We start from the raw sequence: 15,554 nt of genomic DNA on the forward strand, positions 1-15,554 counted from the left end.
CAAGCAAAGGGCGGGTCTTCCCGCCCTTTTTCTTTTGGGCGCCGGCTTCATCGCAGTCCCGGCAACGGATGGGCCCGCGGGCCGCTCGCCTAAAATCCGGGTTTCCCCCGAGCGTCCCCTCCCCATGACCACCGAGACCCTTTCCGGCGTCAGCGTGACCACGCGCGCCAACGTGTACTTCGACGGCAAGTGCGTGAGCCACAGCCTGCAACTGGCCGATGGCACGACGAAGTCGGTGGGCGTGATCCTGCCGGCCACCCTCACCTTCAACACCGGCGCGCCCGAAATCATGGAATGCGTCGGCGGCAGCTGCGAGTACCGCATCGCCGGCACCGACCGCTGGGTGCGTTCGTCGGCCGGCGAGCGCTTCTCCATCCCCGCCAACAGCAGCTTCGACATCCGCGTGAGCGAGCCGTACCACTACATCTGCCACTTCGGTTGAACGCGATGAGCACCATCCTCGAACACCTGCCCGCCGGCCAGAAGGTCGGCATCGCCTTCTCCGGCGGCCTGGACACCAGCGCCGCGCTGCACTGGATGCGCCTGAAGGGCGCCGTGCCCTACGCGTACACCGCCAACCTGGGCCAGCCCGACGAGCCCGACTACGACGAGATCCCGCGCAAGGCGATGCTGTATGGCGCCGAGAAGGCACGCCTGATCGACTGCCGCAAGCAGCTGGCGCATGAGGGCATAGCCGCCCTGCAGGCCGGCGCGTTCCACATCTCCACCGCGGGCCAGACCTACTTCAACACCACGCCGCTCGGCCGCGCCGTCACCGGCACGATGCTGGTCGCGGCGATGAAGGAAGACGACGTCCACATCTGGGGCGACGGCAGCACCTTCAAGGGCAACGACATCGAGCGCTTCTACCGCTATGGCCTGCTCACCAACCCGTCGCTGAAGGTCTACAAGCCCTGGCTCGACCAGGCCTTCATCGACGAACTCGGTGGCCGCGCCGAGATGAGCGCGTTCATGACCAAGGCCGGCTTCGCCTACAAGATGTCGGCCGAGAAGGCGTACAGCACCGACAGCAACATGCTGGGCGCCACGCACGAGGCCAAGGACCTGGAGCACCTGAACTCGGGCATCAAGATCGTCAACCCGATCATGGGCGTCGCGTTCTGGAAGCCCGAGGTCGACGTCAAGCCCGAGGAAGTGCGCGTGCGCTTCGAGGAAGGCCAGCCCGTCGCCCTGAATGGCAAGACCTTCAGCGATCCGGTGGAACTCATCCTCGAGGCCAACCGCATCGGCGGCCGCCATGGCCTGGGCATGAGCGACCAGATCGAGAACCGCATCATCGAGGCCAAGAGCCGCGGCATCTACGAAGCCCCCGGTCTCGCGCTGCTGTTCATCGCCTACGAGCGCCTGGTCACCGGCATCCACAACGAAGACACGATCGAGCAGTACCGCGACAACGGCCGCCGCCTGGGCCGCCTGCTGTACCAGGGTCGCTGGTTCGACCCGCAGGCCATCATGCTGCGCGAGACCGCGCAGCGCTGGGTGGCGCGCGCGATCACCGGTGAAGTGACGATCGAACTGCGCCGCGGCAACGACTACTCGCTGCTGAACACCGAATCGCCCAACCTCACCTACCAGCCGGAGCGGCTGACGATGGAAAAGGGCGAGTCCATGTTCTCGCCGCGCGACCGCATCGGCCAGCTGACCATGCGCAACCTGGACATCGTCGACACGCGTGACAAGCTCGGCGTGTACACGAAGGCGGGCCTGCTGTCGCAAGGCGGCGCGAACGGGCTGCCGCAGCTGGGCGAGAAGAAGTAGTCAGTCGTAGGCGAAGGTGAAGATCAGGTCCAGCGCCGATCGTTCACCCGCCTGCGCCCGCACGGTCACCCGCCGCGACAGGTCGTAGTACACGTACAGCGTGCCCACCGCGCCGGCCAGGCTGCGCTCGTACGCGGCGTACAGGTTTTGCCCCAGGCGCTTGCCAAGCGTCACCGCAGGACCTTCGGCGCCCTGCCGGCTCACCGATAACTGGTCCAACCCCACCAGGCCCGCGATCCCCTTGCCATCCCCGCCGCGTCCACTGCGGCTGGCCAGCAGCGCCACCGCGGCCTGCTGCAGCAGCGCGGTCTCGGCGCCACCGGACGCAGACGCGCGCCCCAACACCAGCCACGAGAGCTTCTCGGCTTCGGTGAGGTCGGGCTCGGAATACAGCGTCACGAAGGGCGACTGCGCGGTGCCCGTCACCTGCACGCCCACGCGCTGCGCCAGGCGCGGCCGGATCGCCAGCACGTCGAGCGACGGGTTGTCGATCGCTCCCGTGAAGCGCAGCACGGCGCGCTCGATCTCCAGCTGCTGGCCATAGGCCTGGTACTCGCCGCCGATGGCGCGCACGGTGCCCACCAGACGCGGCTCGGTGAGCGACTGCCCCGTGATCGTGAGCGTGCCGACCAGGCGCGTCGAGATGCCGCGGCCCTGCACGCGCAGGTCGTTGCCCAGGTCCAGGGTCACGTTCAGGTCCACGGGACGCCCGCTCTTGGCCGCAGGCGCCTCGCCCGGCAATGCGGCATTGGCGTTCAGGGTGACCCCGGGCGGCAGGTTGCGCACCACGACGTCGTCCCCGAGCTTGGGCGCGCTGTCGTCGGGCAGGCGGATGCGCGCCTGGTCCACGTGCAGCGCACCGCGCACCTGCGCGCCCGCACCATCGACCGACGCGGTGACCTGCCCCGAGACGGTGATCTCGCGATCGGAGCGGCTGCTGGCGCGCAGGTGGTCCAGCGTGGCGGCCACGCGCACCTGCAGGCCCTCGCGGGTCCAGCCGCCTTCGCCGCTGCCGCTCACCGTACCGCCGTTCTCGCCGGCGCCGCGCATGCGCAGCGTCTCGACGACGAGCCGACGCCCGTCGAGCCGCGCGCGCAGTTCCCCGTCCTGCAGCGCCACGCCATCGACCACCGAGCGCAGCGCGAGATCGTCGGCACTGAGAGTGCCCGCCAGTGCGGGGTCGGCACGGGTGCCCGCGATCGACACGTCGGCGGCCAAGGAGCCGCGCAGCCGCCACCCAGGAGGCGCCAGCAGCGACCACACGCCCAGCCGCGGCAGTTGCGCACGCAGCGTGCCCGACAGCGGCGCCTCCTCCGGCCAGGACCAGCCGCCCGCGTCGTGCGCGAGGTGCGTGGTGACGCGCGCATCGGCCGTGCCTGCGCGCTCTGAGTCCCAGCGCAGCGTGGCCGTCACCGCTTCGCCTTCGCTTTGCACCGTGACCCGTGCCTCACGCACGCCGGCCTGCACGCGCGTGGCGGCGCCGTCGAGCGTCTCGGCCAGGACCGAGACATCGCCGCTGCGGCGCGCGAGTTCGGCCCGCAGGCGCAAGACGCGGCCCAGCTGCGCATCCCATTGCGCATCGAACACCAGGTCGCCCGTGAGTGCCGATCCGGCGAGCTGCCCGCCGCCGAACAGCTCGGCCCACGCGAGCGGCAGCCCGTTCACGTGCCCCGCCGTGCGCAACTCGCCGGAACGCCAGTGCACCGGCTCCCACGCGATCAGCGCCTGCGACGGTCCCTTGGCGACCGGCGCCACCAGCGCGGCCTCGCCTCGACCGGTGTCCAGCTGGCCATCGGCCCAACGCCACTCGACACGCTGCCGCAGGTTCAGGCGCCACGGACCGGGACCGAGCGCGGCATCGCGCACCGCGACGGCCAGCGAGCCGATCTCGCCCTGCCACGCATCGGCGCCACGCCGTCCGCCACGGGCGGCGACTTCCACGGTCGCATCGCGCGCACCGGCCTGCGCGCGTGCCTTCAGGTCGAGCCGGGCATCGGCCAGCCGGCCGTCGAGCTTGGCGGTGAGATCGCGCACGACCCAGGCCGGCTGCGGCGCCGCGTCCTGCAGCGTCGGCAGCGTGAGCGTGGCCTGCACCGTGGGATCGTCCCAGCCACCCTGCCAGGCCAGCTGCAGGTCGCCATTGCCCGCGAACAGCTTCGCGGTGACCACGTCCGGCATCGCCGGCAGGCGTTCCAGCCAGTGCTGTGCCTGCCCGATGTCCGACGCGGTGATGCGCACGTTGCCGCCACCCGCAGTGGACGCCAGCGAGCCCACGGCTCGCACGCGCAGCCCCGGCGCCTCGAGATCGGCGCGGCCGCGCCCCGATCGCGTCGAGGGATGCAGCTCCAGTCCCGCGTCGAGCTTGGCATCGGCGGTCCGGATCACCAGCTGCGGCAGCGAGAGTTCCTGCCCCGCCCAGCGGCCACGGGCGGCCAGCGACCGCAGTTCCAGCGCGCCCACAGCGGCAGCGACGGCCGACCCCGCGTTGCCTTTCGCGGCACCCGTTGCGGCGAGTTCGGTGTCGAAGCTGATGGCGGTGCCCTGGCCGCGCAGCGTGGCGCGGCCGCTGACCGGCACCGACGCCATCGCGCTGTGCACGGCGGCCGGGTCGATGCCGGTCAGCGTGCCGTCGACCTTCCACGCATCCTCGCCTTCCCACTCGCCGCGCGCGACCACGCGGCCGCCGCCGACCTGCGCTTCCAGGTCGCGCACCAGCACGCGTCGCGGCAGCCGCCAGTCACCTTCCGCACGCAGCCGCGAGACCGGCACGCGCTGCCGGTCCCACGGCCCGGCCAGCGTGTTGCGCAGGTCGACGCTGAAGCGCCAGGCGCCGGGACCGCTGGGCTGCACCTGCACCTGCCCGGCGAGCACCGTGCGAGGTGCCTGTGACCACAAGGCGCCGATGTCCAGTCCCTGCAGGTCGGCCCGTGCGGAAGCGACCGGCACCGCGGCCCAGGGCGTCACGCGGGCGGAGGCGTCGGCGTGCGTGACACCCGAGCCGGGCGAGCCGGGCGCGCTGTCGATGCGCGCATGCAGGTCGAAACCCGCGAGCGGCCCCGAGGCACTGGCCTCGAACACCAGGTCCAGCGGCCGCTGCACGCCTGGCACCGGCGCGGCAATGCGGCCTTGCACCGAAGCGCGCAAGGCCATCGCGCCCTCGGCATCCAGGTGGACCTCGCCGCGGTAGTGGCCGTTCCAGGCCCGCGCATTGCGAACGGCCAGGTCATGCCGCGCGCCGTCGAAGCCGTACGCCGCCTGCAGGTCGAGCACCTGCACCGTGGTGGCGCCCACGTAGTCCACGCTGCCGACCTGCAGCTGGTCCACCGCCACCTGCAGCGGCAAGGCCAGCGACGTGGGCGGCTGCGGCTTGCGGTCCGTCTTCGGCCGCTTGTCCTCGATGCGCACGCTGGCCGCCTGCAGCAGGTCGATCTGCAGCTTGCGATGCAGCAGCAGGAGCGGCTGCCAGCCCAGCTGCACGGCGCGAGCCTCGACCGACAGGCCGTCCTGCGCCCACGCCAGGCGCTCGACGCGCAGGCCGCCGCGCAGCGATCCCTGCACACCTTCGGCCTTGATCGGCACGCCGCGCCTCGCCAGCTCACCGAGGGCCCAGCGGGCCGATCCTTCGCTGCCGGCCCAGATCCACGCACCGCCCACGAGGGCCACGACCAGCAGCAAGAGGACGCCCAGCGAACCGAGGAACCAGCGCAGGTAACGCATCGCCCGGTCCTCAGAAGGTGCTGATCAGGTTCACGTGCAGCCGGAACCGGTGCACCTGCACGCCGTAGGCCAGGTCGACCTGCAGCGGTCCGAGCGGGCTGCGATAGCGCACGCCCGCGCCGACGCCGTACGAGAACCGCAGCCGCGTGAGCGTGTCGGTCACCGCGCCGGCGTCGATGAAAGTCGCGGTCTCGAACGGCGTCACCACGCCGTTGCGGCGGATCGGCCGCTGCCATTCGACGCTGCCATCCATGAGGTAGCGGCCCGGACCAACCACGCCGCCCGCGCGCTCCACGCCGATCTCGCGCAGGCCATAGCCGCGCACCGTGGTGTCGCCGCCGGTGCGGAACAGCTGGGTGGACGGCACGCGGGCCCGCGACGCCGCCAGCACGGCGCCGCCTTCGGCACGCCACTGCAGCCGGCTTTCCTCGAACGGAAGGATCTGCAGCGTGCGAACCAGCGTGCGCTGGAAGAACGACTTGCTGCCCACCAGCGTGACGCCGCCGCCGAACTCGGCGCCCAGCGAATAACCGGCCGTGGGCGACGGCGTCGCATCGAAGTAGCGGCCGTTCCAGATGTAGTTGAGGCTGAGCGCCGTGCCGTCGCCCGTGTCTTCCGGCGTGATCGTCGGGTCGTGCACCTGCACGGTCGCGCGATCGAACTGCACGTAGATGTTGCGGTCGATGTGCTCGTCGGCCCGCGTGCGGCCGACACGCAGGCGCTGGCCGTGCGTGATCAGCTGGCCGTCGTCGAGCCGCTCGATCCGCAGCGACGTGCCCCAGCGCCACAGGTCCTCGCCGGGGTTGGCCTGGAGTTCGGTCTCGATGAACGGGTTCTTGCGTTCCACCTGCAGCCGCGTGATGGCGCGCCAGCCGATGCCCGGCAACCTGTTCTGCGTGTAGTCGACGGTGGCGCGCGGGCCGCTGTCCGTGGAGAAGCCCAGGCCCAGCACCACCTTGTGCAGCCGTGCCTCGCGCACGTTGACCTGCACCGGCGCGGGATCGGGCGTGCCGCTCGGGTCGACGTAGATGAACGCGGAATCGAAGTAGCCGCTGCCGACCAGCCGCAGCTGGGCGCGCTGGATCTGGTCCTGGTCGTACACCGAGCCGACGGGCAGCTGCGCCAGTCGCGGCACCAGCACCGGCTCGTAGCGCTCGACGCCGTTGACCTGCATGGCCCCGAGGCGGAAGACCGGGCCCGAGTCGAGCCGCAAGCCCAGCTGCGCGCGGTGCGTGGCCGCGTCGACATCGGCAATGCTGTAGCTCACCTTGCCCGCGGGATAGCGATGCGTCACCAGGTCGCGCAGTGCCTGGGTCTTGGCGTTGTTCCACCCGTCCTGCGTGAACGGCCGCCCGGCCGGCAGGCTCCAGCGGTCGCGGATCTTCGCGCGCTGCGCCGCCGCGTCGGGAGCATCGGTCTGGCGGATGTCGCCTTCGAAGGCGATGTCGACGCCGGCGACCGTCGTGGCTTCGCCAGGATCGACGTCGACCACCACCTGCGGAACGCCGCCCTCGGGCGCGGGCTCGCGGTGGATGTCCAGGCGCGGCGTGAAGAAGCCCAGCGTTCCCAGCAGCTGGCGTGCGTCGCGGTCCGCAAGGCGCAGCAGGCGCTGCAGCTCGGCGTCGTCCAGGTCGGGCACCTCGCGAAAGCGCTGCAGCTCCAGGTGCCGCTGCAGCAGCTCGCGCACGTCGCGGTTGCCGCTGCGCACCTCGATGTCGAACGAGGGCCGGGCCACCGGTGCCTGCGCGAAGGCGGCATCGATCACGAGGCAGGCCGCCCCGCACACCACCGCCCGAACCACGCGCCCAAGCCGCAGCTGCCAGCCCCGCTTCGCCATCGCCATCCAAGGTCCACGCGTCCCGCGTGGACGCCCGACCCGCGATGATGAAGAGGTTGCAGGCTCGGCCGCGTAGGTGCAGGCCGACAGCCCGGCCGCGGTCGCGTTCACGCCGGCCGCGTCAGACGACGACGGGCTCGGGTTCCAGCCGGATGCCGAAGCGTTCGTAGACGCTGGTCTGGATGGCACGGGCCAGCGTCACCACCTCGCCGCCCGTGGCGCCGCCGCGATTGACCAGGACCAGCGCCTGCTTCTCGTAGACCCCGGCATTGCCCACCGACTTGCCCTTCCAGCCGCAGGCGTCGATCAGCCAGCCGGCGGCCAGCTTCACGCGCCCATCGGGCAGCGGGTAATGCACGATGCCCGGCTCGCGGGCGATGATGTCCGTGCACTGCTCGGGCGTGACGGTCGGGTTCTTGAAGAAGCTGCCGGCGTTGCCGATGACGCGTGGATCGGGCAGCTTGGCGCTGCGGATGGCGCACACCCAATCGAAGATCTGGCGCGCGCTCGGTTGGCGCACGCCGGTCTCGGCCATGCGGCGTTCCAGGTCGACATAGCCCAGCACCGGCTTCCACGGCTTGGGCAGCCGCAGCCGCACGCGCAGGATCAGCGCCCGGCCGGCCAGGCCCATGCCCCGCGGCGATGCGGCCTCGGTCTCGTCATCGGGTGGCGGATGCTTGAACACCGAGTCCCGGTAGCCGAACCCGCACTGCTTGGCATCGAGCGTGAACACGCGGCCGGTCTGCAGGTCGATCGCATCGAGCGACTCGAAGCGGTCCTGCAGCTCGATGCCATAGGCGCCCACGTTCTGCACCGGCGATGCGCCCACAGTGCCGGGGATCAGCGCCATGTTCTCCAGGCCGGGGAAGCCCTGCTCGAGCGTCCACGCGACAGCTTCGTGCCAGTTCTCCCCGGCGCCGACCTCGACGATCGTCGCTCGGGGACTGTCATCGATCACGCGGCGGCCCGCGATCTCGACCTTGAGCACGAGCGGGCGCACGTCGCCCGTCAGCACGATGTTGCTGCCGCCACCCAGTACGAACTTGGGCCGCGTGGCCAGGTCCGGATCGGCCAGCAGCTGCAGCACGTCAGCCTCGCTGCGCACGCGCACCAGCTCGCGCGCCTTGGCGACGATGCCGAAGCTGTTGTGCGGCGCGAGTGCGACGTTGTGCTCCACGATCATGGGACAATTGTGGCCCAAGCGAACTGTCCAGGGAGGAGTTGGGAAATGCCGTCTTTCGACACCGTCTGCGAGCCGAACCTGGTCGAAGTGCGCAATGCCGTCGACAACACGGCCAAGGAGATCGGCACCCGGTTCGACTTCAAGGGCACGTCGGCGGCCGTGGAGATCAAGGACAAGGAGATCACGCTGTTCGGCGATGCCGAGTTCCAGCTGTCCCAGGTCGAGGACATCCTCACCAGCAAGCTGGCCAAGCGGAACGTCGACGTGCGGTTCCTCGACAAGGGCAAGGTCGAAAAGATCGGCGGCGACAAGGTCAAGCAGGTGGTCAAGGTGCGCAGCGGCATCGAGTCCGACCAGGCCAAGCGCGTGCAGAAGCTGATCAAGGACAGCAAGCTGAAGGTGCAGGCCGCCATACAGGGCGACGCGGTCCGCGTCACCGGCGCCAAGCGCGACGACCTGCAGGTGGCCATGGCCCTGATCCGCAAGGAAGTGACGGACCTGCCGCTGTCGTTCAACAATTTCCGTGACTGAGCGCGCCCGGCTCGCGGGTAGCCTGGCGGTCCTGGCCTTCGCTGCCGCACCGGCAGCGTGGTCGCAGACCGTCTCGCTGCAAGGCATGCTGGGCAACAAGGCGCTGCTCATCGTCGACCGCAGCGCGCCCAGGAGCGTGGCGCCGGGCGAAAGCTGGAAAGGCGTCAAGGTGCTGTCCACCCAGGGCGACCAGGCCACGTTGGAAGCCGGTGGCCAGCGCTTCACGCTGCACGTGGGCGAGGCGCCGGCCAGCGTAGGCGGCACCGGCGGCAGCACGGCGGTCGGCACACGCATCGTGCTCACCGCCGGGAGCGGCGGCCACTTCATGGCCAACGGCGCCATCAATGGCCGCGCCGCTTACTTCATGGTCGACACCGGTGCCTCGATGGTGAGCATGGCCGTGGGCGACGCCGAGCGGTTCGGCATCGACTACAAGGGCGGCCAGCCGGTGCAGATGACCACGGCCAACGGGACCGCGCTGGCGTGGCGCGTGAAGCTGGGCTCCGTGCGTGTCGGCGACGTGGAAGTGCGCGAGGTCGATGCCGTGGTGAGCCAGCAGGCGATGCCGTTCGTGCTCCTGGGCAACAGCTTCCTCACGCGCTTCCAGATGCGCCGCGAGAACGACCAGATGGTGCTCGAGCGGCGCTACTAGCGCCGCCTGCCGCTAGGCTTTCTTCGCGCCCAGCCGCGATTCCGTTCCGGCCAGCAGGCGCCGGATGTTCTCGCGGTGGCGCCACGCCAGCAGCACGGCCATCGCGCCCAGCGCAGCGGCGACCGGCGCCTCGGCGTACCACGCGATGCGATCGCCCAGCAGGTAGTACACGGGCGCGAACACCGCGGCCACCAGCGAGGCGAGCGACGAGTAGCGGAAGAAGAACGCGATGATCAGCCAGGTGATGCCGGTCGCGATGCCCAGCAGCCAGTGGATGCCGAAGACGGCGCCGATGAACGTGGCCACGCCCTTGCCACCCTGGAAGCGGAAGAACACCGGGAACAGGTGGCCGAGGAAGGCGCCCAGCGCCACCAGGGCGACCGTGCCTTCGCCGAGCCCGTAGCGCCCGCCCCAGGCGCGCACCAGCAGCACCGGCACCAGCCCCTTCATTGCATCGAGCAGCAGCGTGGTGATCGCCGCGGCCTTGCTGCCCGAGCGCAGCACGTTGGTGGCGCCCGGGTTCTTGCTGCCGAAGGTGCGCGGGTCGGCCAGGCCCATCACGCGGCTGACGATCACCGCGAACGCGAGCGATCCGACGAGGTAGGCGGCCAGGCCCGCCAGCAGGGAGTACAGGGTGTCCACGGCGGACGATTGTGCATGAGCTCAACCGCACACCACTGCGGCACCTTGCAGGACGTCGCTTGCCCGCTACTCCTGCAAGGCGCAGTGCACGGGCGTGGCCCCGAGCAGGTCGACGCACACGCGCGGATCGATCCCCACCAGGAAACCGCGCCGGCCGCCGTTGATGGCGATGCGGGGCAGCGCGAGGATGGTCTCCTCGATGTACACCGGCATCGCCTTGCGGGTGCCGAACGGCGAGGTGCCGCCCACGAGATAACCGCTGTGGCGGTTCGCCACCTCCGGCTTGCAGGGCTCGACGGACTTGGCGCCGATCTGCCGCGCGAGGTTCTTGGTCGACACCTTGCGGTTGCCGTGCATCAGCACCAGCAGGGGACGCGCCTTCTCGTCCTCCATCACCAGCGTCTTGACCACCGTGAAGGGATCGAAGCCGAGCACGGCCGCGCTGTGCTCGGCCCCGCCATGCTCGACGTACTCGTACGGGTGTTCGGTGAAGGCGACGCCGTGGGTGCGCAGCAGCGCCGTGGCCGGTGTCTCGCTGACGTGCTGGTCCTTCTTCGCCATCACGCCGCCGGGTCGCGGTTCTCCCAGCGGATCCGATCGATGGCGGCCAGCAGCTCCGGCGACAGCTGCGTGCCGAAGGCGTCGATGTCCTCGTCGAGCTGCGCAAGCGAGGTGACGCCGATGATGGTGCTGGCCACGCGCCAGTTGCCATAGCACCAGGCCAGCGCCATGCGGGTGGGCGTGAGGCCGTGCTCGCGGGCCAGCGCGTTGTAGCGCTTCGCGGCGGCGAGCGCTTCGGGACGCGCCCACCGCTGGTTGCGCATGCGCTCGAACTTGGACAGCCGGCCCTCGCGCACCGAGGGTCCGTCCAGCCCTTCGGCGTCGTACTTGCCCGTGAGCGCGCCGAACGCCAGCGGCGAGTACGGGATCGACGACACGCCCAGGCGGTGCATCGTTTCATCGAGCCCGTTCTCGAGGCCGCGGCTGAGCAGCGAGTACGGGTTCTGCACGGTGGCGACGCGCGCCAGCCCGGATTGCTCGGCCAGCCGCACGAACTCGTGCACGCCGTACGGCGTCTCGTTCGACAGGCCGATCGCGCGCACCTTGCCCTGGCGCACCAGCCCGTCCAGCGCCTCCAGCTGTTCGGCGATCGAAGTCCTGCTGGTCTCGCGCGTGGGCTGGTAGTAGATCTCGCCGAACGCGGGCACGTGGCGCTCGGGCCAGTGGATCTGGTACAGGTCGATCACGTCGATCTGCAGCCGTCGCAGCGAGCCTTCGCACGAGGCGACGATGTCCGCGGCGGTGAGCCCCTCGCCGGCGCGCACCCAGGGCATGCCGCGCGAAGGCCCGGCGACCTTGGTGGCGATCACCAGCTTCTGGCGCGCGCCGGGTCGAGCACGCAGCCAGCGGCCGATGATGGTCTCGGTGGCGCCGTAGGTCTCGCGCCGCGGCGGCACCGAGTACATCTCCGCGGTGTCGATGAAGTTGATGCCACGCTCGAGCGCGCGGTCGAGGATGGCATGGGCGTCGGCTTCGGCGACCTGTTCGCCGAAGGTCATGGTGCCGAGGCAGATGGGCGTCACGCGCAGGTCGCTGGCGCCGAGTTGGACGAGGTTCATGGGAAATGGATGACAGGCCGCTGCGGGCCGGCTGCGCAGAATCAACGAAGCTCGATTGTCGCCCCTGCCCGCATGCCCGAAGGCCCCTCGCTCGTGATCCTGCGCGAACAGGCCCAGGTGTTCGAGGGGCGCCGCATCCTGCGCGTGGAAGGCAACACGAAGATCGACACCGCGCGGCTGAAGGGCCGCACGGTGCAGGCCGTGCGCACCTGGGGCAAGCACTTCCTGCTGGAATTGCCGACGGTGGCGCTGCGCATCCACCTGCTGATGTTCGGCAGCTACTGCATCGATGCGCGCAAGCCGGACAAGCCGCTGCGCATCGGCCTCGGCTTCGCGGGTGGTCGCGAGCTGAACTTCTACAGCTGCGCCGCGCGCCTGGTCGAGGAACCCATCGACCTGCTGTACGACTGGAGCGCCGACGTGATGTCGGAGCACTGGGACCCGGCGCTCGCACGCGAGCGACTGCTGGCACACCCGGACATGCTGGCTTGCGACGCGCTGCTGGACCAGGGCATCTTCTCGGGCGTGGGGAACATCATCAAGAACGAGGTGCTGTTCCGCATCCGCGTGCACCCGCTGTCGCCCGTCGGCGCGCTGCCGCCGGCCAAGCTGCGCGAGCTGGTGCACGAGGCGCGCAACTACAGCTTCCAGTTCCTGGAATGGAAGAAGGCCTTCGTGTTGCGCAAGCACTGGCTCGCGCACACGAAGCGCACCTGCCCTCGCTGCAACATCCCGTTCCACAAGGGCCACCTCGGGCTCACGCAGCGGCGCAGCTTCTGGTGCGAGAACTGCCAGCGGCTCTACGGCTGAGTGTCGGCCGCGCCGCCAGCACAGCGGCTTTTTCACGGAGCGCACGCGAAGTGCAAGCTCAGCAGCCGTCAGTCGAGGCCGCGTTCGACACAGTCGCGCGATGACCGAAGTCCTCACCTCCGAACGCCCCCTCACCGCCACCGAACTCGCGCCCAGCCTGCGTGCGCTGCAGGAGGACGGCATCACCGCCCGCAAGGGCGCCTTCAGCCGCGAATGGGTGGAGGCGCTGCGCGAGGACATGATGACCGCGTTCTGGGAAGCGATCCAGCGACCCGGCGGCGCTGTCGGCCGCGGCCCGCGCCGGTGGTACGTGGAGGCGCATCCGCAGGCGTTCCGCGGCTTCGTGGACCTGATCACGCATCCGTGGATCGCGGGCATGTGCACCGAGGTGCTGGGACCCGATTACGAGATCGTCGAGATCGGACTGGACGTGCCCTTCCAGGGCGCCCAGTACCAGCCGTGGCACCGCGACTTTCCCTCGCCGCGCGAGACCTGGCAGGACCGCCGCATCACCTCGCTCGCCTTCAACCTCACGGGCGTCGACGTGACGCCCGACATGGGCCCGCTGGAGGTGGCGCACGGAACGCAGTGGGAAGCCGGCCAGGACTGGAAGCACGGCATGTTTCCGCCGACGGAGGAATGGGCGCGCTACAACGACCGCGCCGTGCGCAAGTTCCCGCAGATGGGCGACGTGAGCTGCCGCTCGGCGCTGACCATCCACCGCGGCACCGAGCACCTGTCGCCGATCGCGCGACCGGTGCTGGTGATCGGCGTCGACGCGCCGGGCGCCGGCCACGCCGCGCTGCACGACGTGATGGTGACGCAGGACTTCCACGACAGCCTGCCGCCTCTCGCGCGCGACCACCTGGTGTGCCGCGTGGTGGACAAGTTGATCCCGATCACGCAGAAGCACCAGATCGAGGGCCTGGTGATGGGCGCGACGCGCTGAGGATGCCCGTCAGCCCCTCGTTCGCGCCCTCTCCTCTTCCTGCAGTCGCAGCACGCGCCGCTGCACCTTGCCAGTGGTCGTCATCGGCAAGGCGTCGATGAACTCGATCTCCTTCGGGGACTCGTAGGGGGCGAGCTGGCCGCGCACGTGCTGCTGCAGGTCGGCCACCAGCTGCTCCCCGCCTGCATGGCCCGCCGCGAGCACCACGTACGCTTTCACCAGCGCTCCGCGCTCGGCATCGGGCTTGGGCACCACCGCGGCGTTGGCCACGGCGGGGTGCTTCACGAGGCAGTTCTCGATCTCGCTCGGGCCGATGCGGTAGCCCGCGGCCTTGAACACGTCGTCCGCGCGGCCCTGGTACCAGAGGTAGCCGTGTTCATCGCGCGTCGCGAGATCGCCGGTGCGGCACCAGTCGCCGGTGAACTTGCGGCGTGTCGCACCTTCGTTGCGCCAGTAGCCGAGGAAGAAGATCGGGTCCGGCTCGCCGTGCACGTCGTAGCGGTGCACCGCGACGTCGCCGGGAACACCCACCGGACACTCGTTGCCGTCATCGTCGATCACGGCGATGCGGTGGCCCGGGTAGGGACGGCCCATGCTGCCGGCCCGCGCGGGCCAGCCAACGCCACCGTCGTCGCGGCCGTTCATGCTGCAGTTGCCGACCACGTAGTTGATCTCGGTCTGGCCGAACATCTCGTTGACCACCACGCCCAGCTGGTCGCGGCAATAGGCGAACACCGTGTCACCCACCGCCTCGCCCGCGCTCATGATCGCCTGCAGCTTCAGGCGGAACTGCCGCCGCGGCTCGGGGAACGCCTTCAGCATGGCCTTGAGCGCCGTGGGAAACAGGAAGGTGTGCGTGACGCCGTGCTCCTGCATCAGCGTGAAGGCGAGCTCGGGACTGAAGCGCGCGTTGCAGGCGACGATGGGGCGGCCGAAGTAGAGGGATGGCAACAAGGCATCCATCAGCCCCCCGGTCCAGGCCCAGTCTGCAGGGGACCAGAACACTGACGTGTTCTGGTCGTCCCCTGCGCTGGGCGCTTGCCCCTGCTTGACGCCCGCCCCCTCCCCAACCCTCCCCCTCACGGGGGAGGGAGCAGGAAGCGCCGTGGTCGTCTGGAACCCGAACCAGTTCTGGCTGCACACGAACCCGGGCAGGTTGCCGATCAGGGCGCGGTGCGGGATCAGCGCGCCCTTGGGCGGTCCCGTGGTGCCGCTGGTGTAGATCAGGATCGCGCCCTCGTCGGCCCTGGTTTTCGCCGCGGTGAAGTCGCCCGGGTGCCGGCCGAGTTCCACGCCCCAGTCCAGGTCTGCCTGCAGTGCCGCGGCACCGACGCCGATCACGTGGCGCAGCGACGGACACGCAGCACGCACCGAGAGCAGGTTGGCAATGGAGCTCTCGTCGCAGATGGCGACGGTGGCCTCGCTGTCCTGCAGCCGGTATTCGAGGGCGTCGGGGCCGAACAGCATCGACAGCGGCATCGCGATCGCGCCGGACTGCAGGATCGCCATGTACGCGATCGCGGTCTCCGCGCGCTGCGGCATGACCAGCGCCACGCGATGGCCGCGACGCACGCCCAGCGAGGCCAGCACGTGGCTCAGGCGATCGGCCTGCGCCTGCAGCGAGGCGAACGTAAGACGGCCGCCGCCGTGCGTGCGCACCGCCACGCGGGTGTCGCCCTCGGGCCCCTGCGCCCAGCGCGTGCAGCACGCCTGCGCGATGTTGAAGTGCCTGGGAACGGCCCACCGAAACTGCGCATGCATCCGCGCGTGGTTGTCGGCCTGCATGTCGCTGCGTTGACTGACCGCCATCGGTAGGCCTCCTATGATTCCGGGGC

13 protein-coding genes are annotated in these 15,554 nt (G+C 70.3%); 6 read left to right on the plus strand and 7 right to left on the minus strand.

Annotation, left to right across the window (positions count from 1 at the left end; genetic code table 11):
* Positions 1-124 precede the first annotated feature (124 nt).
* On the plus strand, positions 125-442 hold the full coding sequence (locus ACPWT1_RS22000; protein ID WP_427913257.1) for a pyrimidine/purine nucleoside phosphorylase: 318 nt from the start codon (positions 125-127) through the stop codon (positions 440-442).
* Positions 443-447: 5 nt separating this feature from the next.
* The gene (gene argG / locus ACPWT1_RS22005; protein ID WP_427913258.1) at positions 448-1,779 is read left to right on the plus strand and encodes an argininosuccinate synthase; all 1,332 of its coding nucleotides are present in this window, start codon (positions 448-450) and stop codon (positions 1,777-1,779) included.
* Here the strand turns inward: argG and ACPWT1_RS22010 are convergent, their stop codons facing one another.
* The 3 genes from ACPWT1_RS22010 to murB form a co-directional block, all read right to left on the minus strand.
* Positions 1,780-5,496 (minus strand): translocation/assembly module TamB domain-containing protein, encoded by a 3,717-nt coding sequence (locus tag ACPWT1_RS22010; RefSeq protein ID WP_427913259.1) that lies wholly within the window; start codon positions 5,494-5,496, stop codon positions 1,780-1,782. It abuts the gene before it with no gap.
* 10 nt (positions 5,497-5,506) lie between these two features.
* Positions 5,507-7,339, minus strand: coding sequence for an autotransporter assembly complex protein TamA (locus tag ACPWT1_RS22015; RefSeq protein ID WP_427913260.1), 1,833 nt, complete (start codon positions 7,337-7,339; stop codon positions 5,507-5,509).
* A gap of 115 nt (positions 7,340-7,454) precedes the next feature.
* On the minus strand, positions 7,455-8,516 hold the full coding sequence (gene murB / locus ACPWT1_RS22020) for a UDP-N-acetylmuramate dehydrogenase (protein WP_427913261.1): 1,062 nt from the start codon (positions 8,514-8,516) through the stop codon (positions 7,455-7,457).
* 45 nt (positions 8,517-8,561) lie between these two features.
* On the opposite strand from murB, the gene ACPWT1_RS22025 reads away from it, so the two are divergent.
* A complete protein-coding gene (locus tag ACPWT1_RS22025; RefSeq protein ID WP_427913262.1) occupies positions 8,562-9,047 on the plus strand; it encodes a YajQ family cyclic di-GMP-binding protein in 486 nt (161 codons plus the stop codon).
* Entirely contained in the window at positions 9,040-9,699 is a 660-nt protein-coding gene (locus ACPWT1_RS22030) for a retropepsin-like aspartic protease family protein (RefSeq protein WP_427913263.1), read from the plus strand. Before ACPWT1_RS22025 ends, ACPWT1_RS22030 begins: the two co-directional genes overlap by 8 nt.
* A 12-nt stretch (positions 9,700-9,711) precedes the next feature.
* Here the strand turns inward: ACPWT1_RS22030 and plsY are convergent, their stop codons facing one another.
* The 3 genes from plsY to ACPWT1_RS22045 all read right to left on the minus strand — a co-directional run bounded on the left by plsY (position 9,712) and on the right by ACPWT1_RS22045 (position 11,960).
* Positions 9,712-10,341: a glycerol-3-phosphate 1-O-acyltransferase PlsY gene (gene plsY / locus ACPWT1_RS22035; RefSeq protein ID WP_427913264.1), complete on the minus strand. Its 630-nt coding sequence runs from the start codon at positions 10,339-10,341 to the stop codon at positions 9,712-9,714.
* Between the two features lie 66 nt (positions 10,342-10,407).
* A complete protein-coding gene (locus ACPWT1_RS22040) occupies positions 10,408-10,902 on the minus strand; it encodes an aminoacyl-tRNA deacylase (protein WP_427913265.1) in 495 nt (164 codons plus the stop codon).
* Entirely contained in the window at positions 10,902-11,960 is a 1,059-nt protein-coding gene (locus tag ACPWT1_RS22045) for an aldo/keto reductase (protein WP_427913266.1), read from the minus strand. Before ACPWT1_RS22045 ends, ACPWT1_RS22040 begins: the two co-directional genes overlap by 1 nt.
* A 72-nt stretch (positions 11,961-12,032) precedes the next feature.
* Here ACPWT1_RS22045 and ACPWT1_RS22050 point away from each other — a divergent pair, with 72 nt between their 5' ends.
* Both ACPWT1_RS22050 and ACPWT1_RS22055 read left to right on the plus strand, forming a co-directional pair.
* Entirely contained in the window at positions 12,033-12,770 is a 738-nt protein-coding gene (locus ACPWT1_RS22050) for a DNA-formamidopyrimidine glycosylase family protein (RefSeq protein ID WP_427913267.1), read from the plus strand.
* A 100-nt stretch (positions 12,771-12,870) separates the two neighbouring features.
* On the plus strand, positions 12,871-13,719 hold the full coding sequence (locus ACPWT1_RS22055) for a phytanoyl-CoA dioxygenase family protein (RefSeq protein WP_427913268.1): 849 nt from the start codon (positions 12,871-12,873) through the stop codon (positions 13,717-13,719).
* Positions 13,720-13,728: 9 nt separating this feature from the next.
* Here ACPWT1_RS22055 and ACPWT1_RS22060 read toward each other — a convergent pair whose 3' ends face one another.
* Positions 13,729-15,504, minus strand: a complete 1,776-nt coding sequence (locus ACPWT1_RS22060) for an acyl-CoA synthetase (RefSeq protein ID WP_427915613.1) — start codon at positions 15,502-15,504, stop codon at positions 13,729-13,731.
* Positions 15,505-15,554 lie beyond the last annotated feature (50 nt).

This window comes from Ramlibacter sp. MMS24-I3-19, assembly GCF_050320135.1.
In the GTDB taxonomy this organism is placed as follows: Bacteria; Pseudomonadota; Gammaproteobacteria; order Burkholderiales; family Burkholderiaceae_C; genus Ramlibacter.